This is a genomic window from Vibrio sp. 10N.222.54.E6 (assembly GCF_041473955.1).
Lineage (GTDB): Bacteria > Pseudomonadota > Gammaproteobacteria > Enterobacterales > Vibrionaceae > Vibrio > Vibrio tasmaniensis_A.
This window is the reverse complement of the sequence record NZ_JBFRTD010000028.1, coordinates 286,305-298,243: the sequence shown is the minus strand read 5'-3', so window position 1 is coordinate 298,243 and position 11,939 is coordinate 286,305. Positions and strand designations below refer to the sequence as shown.

Below are 11,939 nucleotides of genomic sequence, written 5' to 3'. Positions count from 1 at the left end.
AGGTTGGCAATGACTGTCCTCGCCCCGTGAACTAATAGTGTTCGCAAGTATTTGTCGCCGTGTTTGGTTATCCGACCTAAGCGAGGCTTTCCTCCCGTCGAATATTGCTTTGGTACTAGTCCTAGCCAAGCAGAGAAATCACGGCTTTTATCAAATTGAGAACCATTACCTATCGAAGCAAGTATCGCAGTAGCGGTTTGCGGTCCAATGCCACGAACCTTCATCACTCGTTGAACATTAGCGCTGACCTTAGCAAAAGACTCGAAGACTTGTTCAGTATCGGCGATACGTTGATTCAACTCTCCAAGGTGGTGATAAGCATCGGCAATCACCGTTCTTGCGAGATGTGGCAGTTCATTTTCTGCATCTTCAAGCATTAAGGGAACGTGTTTCATTAATGAAGAGCGGCCAACAGGAATGATTAACCCGAACTCAGAGAGTAGGGCGCGCATGCGATTCATAAGCGCGGTGCGTTCACGAACCCAATGCTCTCTCATTCTATGTACCGATAAGATGGCTTGTTGATCGGGGGATTTTACGGGTACAAAGCGAGTTGATGGACGCTGAACAGCTTCGCATATGGCAACAGCATCATTAAGGTCGTTCTTTCCTTTAGTTCGATAAGGAATTAAGTATTTAACGGCCATAATGCGGGCGTCGTGCCCAAGTTTATTGAGTGTTCTTGCCCAATAATGTGCACCACCACACGCTTCAACGCCTATACGCATGAGTGGCATATTTGCTATTGTAGTCAGTAGTTTAGAGCGAGTTACCGACTTATGAAGTATGACCTTACCATTTTGGTCTACGGCATGAAGACTAAAGTGGTTTTTAGCTAGGTCGATACCGCAGAAATAAGAAAAATCAGACATGGTGCCTCCGGTGCAATTAAGTACCACATAAGTGTGGCAGATCCTCGGTAGGGGGAATCCATGTCATTCGTTATGTTCCAATACAAAAAAAGCCAGTGGGTAAAGTACCTCCACTAGCTTTATTATATGGTGCGGGTTGGGGATTCGAACCCCGGGGACTATCTCGAGAACATCTGTGAATCATATCAAGCAATAACTGAATCTTTGGTTACCCGCAGTACCCCTGATCCGCACCATTCAATCATCGTATTCAAGTCCATAACTGGAACTCCCATAACTGTACATGCTAAACCTAAAACTGCGCCTGCGTATACAACCAGAGACAAGATACCGCTCGTCAAGTCTTCAACGAATGCTGATTCTCTCAATTAGTTTATATTAAGTTCAAAACTCAACATTAAAATTAGTTGCATAACCATAGCATGATTTAGATAATATTCAATGGTTTGTAAGGTATTGTTAGCGCCAGAACATAACAAACTGTTCAAGAAGGGCGTTAGGTTTATCAGGTTAGTTCTTTATGAAGTTGAAATTATGAATATTGAAAATGAAGTAAAAAAATTTAAAACGCATGTATCAACAATGTCTGAAGAAGAGTCCATGAAGCATTTTTCTGAGCAGCAGAAAGCTTATGATATTGAGTATAAATCTTTCAAAAGCGCATATGATGAAGATAAGTGTTATATGTGTGGTAATCCATTTTCTAGTATTAGCACTGAAAAACCATGCTTACATTGGCTGTTAAGGCGTTGCAAATTCAAGAAAAAAGACTTTAAGAAAATAAGTGAAGCATTCGATTTTTATCAGATTTCAGCCTATCTAAGGTGGGTGGCTTTTGCTGAATCTGGCGCAAAAAATATTAATAACCTAAAAGAAGAAAGCTCGGATCGTAAAAAATTTGAAGTAACAATTAAGTGGAAAAATATTGAGTGGACTTTAGATTGTTCTCATAATGATTTCGCAGGTCATGCTGGTAGTAAAACAGACTTCCCTCATTGGCATTTTCAAATGCGTATTGATGGCAGGCAGTTTATTAATTTTAATGATTATCACATACAATTCTCAAATAACGACCAACTTAAATTGACTTTGGAGAATGATCAGGATTCAGGCTTTGAGCATAACTTTGGATATGCTGGGGAAGGTATGCAAGAGGTAATGGATGATATCGCTAAAGACTTTGATGGTCACATGGAGAGTGCAATGTCCGCATCAAATCCTGACGATGGCAGTGTTCATATTCAGTCAATGGTAATGGCTCCTGATGGTGGTATTTCTGGTGAAAAAATAGATGAAGCTTTAGAAATGCACAGAAAAACAGGTAAAACTCTTCAATACTGTTTTTCTAAAGTACTTGAATCAGATGAAAACGTATCTATTAAATCTATAGTCAGCCCTTCGGAAAGTGTTCCTGAGATAGCGAAAAGAACGGAACGCACGCGTAGATAAACCTAACAAAAACATAAAGGTGACGCTCTACACTCGGCGGTTTTGGTTCGGAGTTAAGTGTGCTTTGTAAGTTGGTCGTGGCGCCCCTTGTATTAGGCGTAGTGTGTCAGTGTGGGAATGTAGGTGTTCTTATCTAATATCCAAAGGTGTGTAAATAATGAATAAAGTACATGAACTTCAAAAAATGACTGAAGAAGAACTACTTGAGTATGGTGTGTTGATCGAAACTACAATTAGTTCGCTATTAATCGAATCGAAATCAAGCTCACCAACTAGGTCCAATCAGGCTGGAATGAGACTTGATTCTTGGGATAAGAAACAAAGAGAGTTAAATGACTTCCTATATAAGAAAGGTTAGTTAAAAGTTTGACTTTGAAGAACTAGGTGCGTGTCTTTATCGTGGGCTAATGGATATCGAAGGTGGGCTTTCAATGTGCTAAGTTGAGAGCCCATTTGGAAACTTAATAGGACTACGTGGGAAAAATACATACCAGCATTTAAGGTTTCAAGATACTTTTTCTAATCTTGTATAAACGATTTAGAGCTATAGGTCTAAATTGTTTATGTCCAAAAACGTTTTGAAACTGGTCAATCTTAATGCGAGCACCAAACAATTCTGTCGTCCCTTAGCCTTGGCACTCGTAATACACCTCCTTTGTAACCTGTCACCTTATTCCTGATTTCATTCTACCGAACAAAAGCGCCTCACTCAGTGTGGGCGCTTTTTTGTTTTCCTTCACAAGGAGTTTTTCTATGTCTACGACTCGTGGTGGTCAAATCACTTTCCATAACATTCGAATGTGGTGGCAAGTGAACGTAACCACAATCAAGTACCTCAATATCTTCGCGGCCTTGCTCGGGCTTATCACTACTTACCTCCTCACCTCGGCCAGCACATTAACCGGTGCCTACTACTACAGTCTATTTTGGCTCTTCAACAAATTAGGTTTTAGCCTAAAGCGCAACGTAGTGGTCGAATGGGAAGATCAACGCTACAGCAGCACCCTTGGCCAACAACTGCAAAACCCCATCTTGTCACAGTGCTACCAAGAATTGCTGCAAGCCCTGTTCAGTGGCCTACTGGTCTCTGTGGCCACTTCCACCGTGCTGTTTGTGATTATCAACCACTGGTTTAAGAGAAAAGGGCAAGAGCAAAGCGAAGATAACCACATTCGCGGCTTTCAATTGGCTGAGCCTAAAGCCGTCACCGCAGAGCTGAAAAAGAAGAAAAAACTCTCTCCTTTTGCACTCGATGGTCACAAGCTTTTTGTTGATAGGTTTGAGGTCAAGCACTTAATGATTGACGGCACCACAGGCGCAGGTAAATCCGTTGCGATTCGCAAGTTATTGCGCTGGATACGGGCGCGAGGCGATAAAGCCATCATCTACGATAAAGGCTGCGATTTTGTCAGTAAATTCTATGACCCTCATAAAGACGTGATTTTAAATCCCTTCGATGAGCGTTGCGCTGCATGGGATATTTGGAGTGATGCCAAAGAAGCCCCTGACTTTGAATCGCTCGCGGCCGCGCTTATTCCGCAACACGGCGAAGGCGACCCGTTTTGGGTGGATTCCGCACGAACCATTTTCGCAGCAACCACCTATCAAATGATGATCGATGACAAACACAAATGTACCATTGAAAATTTGCTGCACATTATCTTAACGTCGGAGCTTTCCACGCTAGGTGAACACTTAAAAGACACCGAAGCTAGCTCCCTCGTCTCGAAAAGTATCGAGAAGACAGCTATCTCCATCAAATCGGTACTAGCGACTTACATTAAGTCATTACGTTACTTACATGGTTTGGATGAAAAAGACGCACAAGGCCACCATAAACGGGCGCCATTTTCGATCACAGATTGGGTGCAAGATGAATCCCAGCAAGGATTTTTATTCCTATCGAGTAACGCAAGACAACACACCGCACTCAGACCACTGATCTCGATGTGGCTTGCGATTGCCTCCAACGCCATTCTAGGAATGGAGCCCGATGACGACCGCCGAATTTGGGTGATCATCGATGAAATGCCTACGTTACATAAACTGCCTGAACTCACGCACATTATTTCTGAAGTGCGTAAATTTGGAGGATGTTATTTACTGGGTTTGCAATCTTACGCTCAATTAGAAACCACTTACGGGCGCAACGCGGCGAGAGTCATTTTTGATTTGCTCAACACGCGCTTTTTCTTCCGCGCCCCTTCAAAAGCGATGGCCACCATTTCCTCGGATGATCTTGGTGAGCAAGAAATCGATATCTCACGAGAAAATATTTCTTACGGGGCGAACGCACTGCGTGACGGTGTCTCACTTGGCCACCAAAACAAAACGCGTCCTGTGGTTTCTCCTGCCCAAATCCAAGGTTTGGATGATTTAGAGTGTTACTTACGCACCCCTAACTCCATGCTCATCACTAAGCTGCAACTGAAGTACGACCGCATGAGCAATCTCCAACCCTCCTTCATCAAACGCAACCTACCAGGCGGGAAAGCAATGGAGAGTATCGACCAAGCCTTGATTTTTCATGAGTTAATTGCTTTGCATGAACTCGATGAAACCCAAAGAAACCGATTACTCGCCATTCAGCAAAGTACCTATGAAAACGAAGAAGAGCAGCAGCAAACCAGAACCCATCAAAAACAAACCCTTGCCAAAGCACCGAAAAAGGAAAACCCGACCAATAACGCTGCCCAAAACCAACAGCTCGCTGAAAACACACAAAATGCACTACAGCGAGAAACCGAAGAGGCGTCCATGACACAAGCAGAAACGGGCGAGATGTACGATTAACCACACGAAATGAAACATCAAGGAACATTTAGAGACCGAACACAATCTTACCCTCCCCTGTAAAAACCCTTTACCACCCTTTCATTCACATCAACGCCGTCCGCTAACCCATTCGTACCACACCCAACTCACCGGCATTCCGCTGACGTGGCGGCTTTGCTGCGCCCCAAAAAAAGGAGAACACCTTATGATGTCCATTAGCCCTCTTAAATCCGCCTCTGGCGCCGCCAAGTATTACTTAAACGAAGAAAACACCCAAGAGACCCCTGACATTTCTCTCGAAAAAGACAGCAACGACAACTACTACCTCAAAGAAAACAGTACCAATGAAAACACCTTTTGGCATGGTCAGTTAGCCGAAGAAGCAGGCCTACTCGGTAAACCGGTTGACCAAAAAACGTTAGAGTCCGTTTTATCTGGACACCTAGGCCATGAAACCATCAAAGGCAAACGCGACGATCATAAATCGGGGTTTGACCTAACCTTTTCTGCGCCAAAATCGGTCAGTGTACTTGCTCTCGTCGGGGGTGACACACGTTTAATCGATGCGCATAACACGGCGGTCAAATTCGCGCTCTCGCAATTAGAAAAAGACGTAGCACAAGCCACGCACATCAATGACGAAGGCGCTCGTGAGTTCATCAATACCGAATCCATGGCCTTTGCGGTCGTGCGCCATAAAACCAGTCGTGAAAACGACCCACAACTCCATTCCCACGCTTTGACGGCAAACATGACGCGCGACAAAGAAGGGCAACTGCGTACACTCGCCTCTTCTCTCAAACAAAAAGGCGGCGTCATCAATGGAACAGGCGAGCGCATTTACCACTTCCAAAAGTACTACACCGCTCTTTACCAGAGTCAGCTTGCCAAAGAGAGCGAACAAATGGGTTATCAAATGCAAGGATTGGGTAACGGCCAATTTGAAGCCAAAGGCCTCCCTCAAATCCTCCTTGATACGTTTTCTACTCGCAAACAACAGCTCGACCAACAAGCCTTAGATTTTGGGGGGACGCAAGCGGCAAAAGATGTAGCCGCACTCGATACTCGCAAAGCCAAAACCTACGAAAGTGAGGCCGAGCTCAATACTCGCTGGCAACAAACGGTGTGCAACAAAGGCTATCAGCCCAAAGACTTGGTTAAAAACGCCCTCGGCATCGCTCAACAAGAGCATCACCCTGAACAAATCGCTAAAGACGCGTTTAGTCGCGCCGTTGAACACTTGGGGCAATACAACACGGCACTAAAACTGCAAAAGATCATAGAATTAGCCGCGGCCGAGTTTACCAAGGGCGGCGTACAAGCCAATGCAATCGACCTTAAAGTGGTCGCAGACCAATGGGTGAAAGACGGGGCGCTTCTCCCCCTTTCCATGAAAGGTCAATACACCACTCAAACCATGCTGAAAACCGAACAAGCGTTAATGGCGGCCAGCAAAGGGCGTACGCACCATATGCGTACTCCCGTCAATGACGCTACGTTAGATAAACTGACCCTCACTCAAGGCAACTGCCAAAAGGTGGCGGACATTTACCAGTCCACCAAACAGTTTCATGTGGTCAATGTGTTTGGCAACAGTGAGCAAATCGCGCAAAACCTATTGAACGTCGGCAACCATGTCGGTAAACGTGTCCACTTAGTGTCACAAAACGCCAAAGACAAACACCGTCATAGCCAAACCATCCAACGTGAAAGTCATACGGTCGCAGCCTGGGTAAAACACCGGTTTCAAGAAGAGCATCGTCACTCTGTCCATAGTTTGTTGCACTCCGACCTACCAATGACCAACAAAGATGTCCTTCTCGTCGACAGCGCCCACAAAATGAGCGCGAATGAGTTGATCGCTTTAAACGCAAAAGCTAAGGGATCGGGGAGCAAAGTCATCTTGCTGAACAACACGTCCAGTCGCCAAGGTTTTAAAGCCTATAACGCCATCGAGCTTTACCGCAAAGGCAACGTCGTCTCGCACTCTTGGGTAGACAGCAAACAGATAGACAGTAAGGTTGCCTTGCACGACAGTGATACGCGCACCCTCGCCAGAGCTTATACCTACTTATCAAACAAAGAAGACACACAAGTGCTGGCGACTTCTCACGTTGAACAACGACGATTGACGGACGCGATCCGGACCTCTCTACAGAACCAGGGTCAACTTGCCCGCAGCGGCATCACCTTGTTGACTCAGCAACCTCATTATTTGTCTAAACCCCAACAGGAGTTAGCGCAACACTACAAGCCGGGCATGACCCTTCGCCATTGGGAAGACGGAAAACCTCAAGAGTTAGTGGTTTCCACATCGGATAAGACAAACAATCGAGTCCATGTACTCAGCAAAACCGATGGACAAGAATACACCCTCGATCCCGCTTCCACCGGATTCAAAGCCCTCAACATGCAGGTCTTTAAACCTGAATCGTTGCAAGTTAACCAAGGTGAACGCCTCATAACCACCAGTAAGCACTTTCCATCTGGGTTGAACGCCAATGAACGTTACGTGGTCACAGGGTTATCTAAAGAAACCCTGACGTTAACGGACACGCAAGGCGAATCGAAAACCATCCCCGCTGAAGCCCTGAAAGACGCACCACTAAAATACGACTATGTGCATTCCGCCAGTCATATCGAACCAAGGCCGCACACTCTTATTTCAGGCAAAACCTTTACGCTCTCCAAAGCGCTCTTCCATGATCTGACCGAGAAAAGCGCGCGCATCGATGTGTTTACCGACAACCCCGATAAAGCCCAGGCCGCGCTTGAGAAAAGCGAAGTGAAGCTTTCTGCCATCGAGCGAGTGATGCACACTCAAAGCGTCAACGACCGCTACCTGACTGACACCACCGCCATCACCGTCAAAAGCGACATCCAGCAAGCCCTCACTCTCTTAAACAAAGAGCAAAATTCACCACTGCAAGAGAAAGCGTTGAACTTTGCCCTGAGTCATCTTTCTGAAAAAGAAGCGGCGTTTACACAAAAAGAGTTAGTCGTCGAAGCGATCCGTTACGCTTTTGAAGAGGCCAATCAACCGATAATCAAAGATCAAATTGAAACAGAGCTCGCCAAGCGCAGTGACACCCTCTCTGCCGAATACAGCGACGGCACACGCTGGACCACCCAAGCGGCGCTCGATACCGAAAAGCACATCTTGCGGAACATTGAGCAAGGGAAAAATCAACACAAGCCGTTTGCCACCCACAGACAAGTCAGAGATTATCTCGATGCACAGCCTCGCCTTACCCAAGGGCAAAAGGACGGCATCACCCTTATCTCAACGACCAAAGACAGTTTTGTGGCCGTGCAAGGTTTAGCGGGCACCGGTAAATCCACCCTACTCGAATCCAACATTGAATTGATTCAACACGCTAGCCAAGCCAGTAAACACTCACCTTCACAAATCATAGGTATTGCACCAACGCACGCCGCCGTCAGCGAACTGGAAAGCAAAGGGATACAAGCGCAAACGCTGGAAAGCTTACTGACCGACCTAAGACGTGGCATCACCTTACCAGAGGACTACAAAAACACGCTGTTCTTCCTCGATGAAAGCTCCATGGTCAGCAACCAACAAGCCAAAGAGCTCACCGACCTTGTATTACAAAGCGGCTCCAAAGCCACCTTACTTGGGGATAAAGAGCAGCTGCTTTCTCTTAATGCCGGTAAACCGTTTGAATTGAGCATGAGACAAGGACTCATCGATACGGCTTTTATGACCGACATCATTCGTCAGAAGAATGAAATACTGCTTGGTGCCGTACACAACATTGTGGATAAGCAGCCACACAGCGCCCTCGATAAACTCTCTCAGCAAAGCCCTGATACACTCGGTAGCACGCAACATATTATCTCCACCCTCGATGAGAGTGCGAAAGACCAAAGCAAAGCACAGCTTATTGCCACCGAAAAGCTGCCTTACGCTGTAGCACAGGACTACCTTGCCCGTACGCCCGAAACGCGAGAAAACACGCTTATCATTGCTTACACGAATAATGAGCGTGACCACATCACTGAGCACATTCGTGTCGGACTGATGAAAACACAAGAGATAGGCCAAGAGAACATCATCACCACCCGATTGCGCTCTACAGGTGAGAGCAAAGAAGAGTTAGCCACCATGATGCCTTATCAGAAAGGGCTCATTTTAAGCACCAAGCAAGGAGAGTACGACATCATTACCCACATTGATTCGGAGCACGGAGTGGTGACACTTCAAGACGTGAATACAGGTAAGACAAAACCGTTTTTGCCACGTAACAAAGACCACAAATACACGTCACTCTTCGCTCAATCAGAAAAGCCGCTTTCAACCGGTGATAAAATCATGACCCGCTTTACCGACAAAGCGCGAGGCATTAAAGCCAATGTGGAATACACCATCAGCCGTGCCACCAAGGAAGAAATCACCGCGCTTTCGAAAGAAGGGCAAACGTTAAACCTCAATCCAAACCAACTCAAAGATGGGCATTGGGATTACGCTTACACCAGAACTGCGGACATGGCGCAAGGAGCGACGTATCAGTACGTCATTACCACTCTCAAAGGCAAAGGCGCACTGACGAACTTAAGACGCGCTTACATCGATTTGAGCCGAGCGAGCACTCATGTCAAACTTTTTACCGATAACCCAAAACAGATGATGAAGAGCTGGTTATCAAAAGAGGTCAATAAACACAGTGCCATTGAAACCATCGAAAACATTGCACCACACAGTACCCCTTACTTTAATGACAAAGCTCTGCCTCATGAAGACGTACGTTATCAAAATAGAAACGGAGATTTTGACTACAACCAATTTAAAGAACACATCAACCAAGCGCTCCCTAAATACACCGAAAGCTTAGCCATCAACCTATTGGGACAACCGAACCCATCTAAATCAGACCGTGACTATTTAACCTTTGGTATCGGTAAATCGGCTCTAAAAGTGTCATTAACGGGGGAATATCGAGGGTATTTTAAAGACTATACCACCGGTGAAAAAGGCTCATTAATCAATTTGATGATGAGTCATAAGGAAATAAATTATAAGGAGGCAATGAAAGAAGCCCACAACATCCTTAATGATCCTAATAAATACCAACTCACCGCCAACCCTAAACATGAACAATTACTGACTACTACGCCAAAACACATGGCACAATTTGAAGAGAGAGCGAAAGAATATATACAAACCAGTCAGCCACTCACAGGCACATTAGCCGAAACTTACCTCAATAAATTAGGTATTGAACACCCTAAGAGTGACCATGTTCATTTTCATCAAGCAGTGTACTCCTCGGAGGACCAGACATTTCACTCGGCAATGATAACTAACATTCACGATAAAAAAGGAGAAACAAAAGCGATTGAAGTGACTTATTTAGACGGGCAAGGAAATAAAGATCCGGCACTCGACATCAACCCACGGATATTAGGCACGAAATCCAAACAAATAACGCGATTCCATCAAGGCAGTGATTTGCACACCACCATCATCAGTACCTCAATCGAGAATGCTTTTATTATTAATCAAGCGCATCAAGGCCAATACGACATTATCAATGTCAATCATAAGAATGACATTCAGAATATCTCCACCGATGAAATCAGACAGAACATTGTGATTGTACTGAGTCAAGGAAATACTGATTTAAATCCCAACAACGTTGAAAAAATCATGGCCAACTTTTCAGGGAGAAATATTCAGTTTGTTTCACCTGACGATATGCTTGAGGAAATTAAACAGGGTATTGAACAATACCATCAACAAACGCATCAACAAAAAGAGGAATTCGACACACCCACTCAAGACCATGATTCATTAACCAACGAGCCGGACACTGATATTAATCAACACACAAAAGAAATCAAAGATAAAGAGCTTGAACACTTCGACAGCAAAGAACCCTCCCCTCAAAAAACGTTTGATTTTAATCAGGAGCGTGACAACAACAATGACCAAGATAATAAACTAGATAGAGAGTTAGAGCGGTAGAAAAAGGGGTGTCCAATGGACTACCCTTTTTTTTTGCCTGCCAGAAACTCATCGACTTTATTATCGATATCAGATTTCACCTGTTGCCTAAAGGGTTTGGATTCTTTTTGTTGTCGGAATAATTTTTCACCATCAAAGGTTTGTCCATGAACCACATCAGTGATCGCAGATGAGCCACGAACGACACGATAAATCTCTTCCATCAACGCACGGTTCGATGGACTATCATCCTCACTGTCATTGAGTTTGATGCGCAGTGCCAACATCAAAAGTTGGCGTGTGGCCTCTGCATCACTTAATGCTTCCTTATCCCTAAACGTCTTAAAATCTTGCGCTAACTTTCCACGTAAAGAACTTTGTAGCGGATAAGAACGTGTCATATTGCCCTCCTCAATCCCAATTAAAAGCATTGTTATTCAAATGAAATTTCAATCAATTAATTTTATAAAAGACCCTTCAAGCATTGTCAATAAAGGGCTCAATCAACATTCAATGATTTCCAATTAAAGGACCTTGAAAACGCTCTCATCGCTTTACCTATAAGGGATCAATTAATAATCATTGAAAAAATATATTTATCCATTGAAATTTAATCGGCTAATTAGTGTAATTTCTGAAAATTTTTCCACGTTACTTTAAGCGACTATTATATCTTTAACTTTTTGTTTTTATTATCTTTATGTTTTTCACAGACAACCATTTGCATTGATTTCAATGCGCCGTAGGGTGTGGTCACCAACTCAACTAACCAACAACTCAGAACGAATGATCTGAGTTCCTTAATCAAAGCGACGGGAAAAACTGACAGCGAAAGACAAAAGCCGACCAGGTGGCGAATGAATCTGACGAACGAGGGA

The 11,939-nt window shown here is 44.6% G+C and carries 6 protein-coding genes and 1 pseudogene; 5 read left to right on the top strand and 2 right to left on the bottom strand.

Features of this window, described 5'->3' with window-relative positions:
* Window positions 1–872, bottom strand: an 872-nt coding sequence (locus AB4513_RS17070) for an IS110 family transposase (protein WP_102258636.1), incomplete at its 3' end; no start/stop codon positions are given.
* Window positions 873–1,406: 534 nt separating this feature from the next.
* On the opposite strand from AB4513_RS17070, the gene AB4513_RS17065 reads away from it, so the two are divergent.
* From AB4513_RS17065 to traI, 5 genes and pseudogenes are all read left to right on the top strand, one after another.
* Window positions 1,407–2,321 (top strand): hypothetical protein, encoded by a 915-nt coding sequence (locus AB4513_RS17065; RefSeq protein WP_133148842.1) that lies wholly within the window; start codon window positions 1,407–1,409, stop codon window positions 2,319–2,321.
* Window positions 2,322–2,478: 157 nt separating this feature from the next.
* Window positions 2,479–2,679 carry a hypothetical protein gene (locus AB4513_RS17060; RefSeq protein ID WP_102258634.1) on the top strand — a complete coding sequence of 67 codons (201 nt, stop codon included), beginning with the start codon at window positions 2,479–2,481 and terminating at the stop codon, window positions 2,677–2,679.
* Window positions 2,680–2,692: 13 nt separating this feature from the next.
* A pseudogene (locus tag AB4513_RS17055) lies at window positions 2,693–2,761 on the top strand (glyoxalase/bleomycin resistance/dioxygenase family protein); the annotation flags it as partial.
* Between the two features lie 313 nt (window positions 2,762–3,074).
* On the top strand, window positions 3,075–5,114 hold the full coding sequence (traD, locus tag AB4513_RS17050; RefSeq protein WP_102258633.1) for a type IV conjugative transfer system coupling protein TraD: 2,040 nt from the start codon (window positions 3,075–3,077) through the stop codon (window positions 5,112–5,114).
* 187 nt (window positions 5,115–5,301) lie between these two features.
* Window positions 5,302–11,082, top strand: coding sequence for a conjugative transfer relaxase/helicase TraI (gene traI, locus AB4513_RS17045; protein ID WP_102258632.1), 5,781 nt, complete (start codon window positions 5,302–5,304; stop codon window positions 11,080–11,082).
* Between the two features lie 20 nt (window positions 11,083–11,102).
* Here the strand turns inward: traI and AB4513_RS17040 are convergent, their stop codons facing one another.
* On the bottom strand, window positions 11,103–11,462 hold the full coding sequence (locus tag AB4513_RS17040) for a hypothetical protein (protein WP_016800258.1): 360 nt from the start codon (window positions 11,460–11,462) through the stop codon (window positions 11,103–11,105).
* Window positions 11,463–11,939 lie beyond the last annotated feature (477 nt).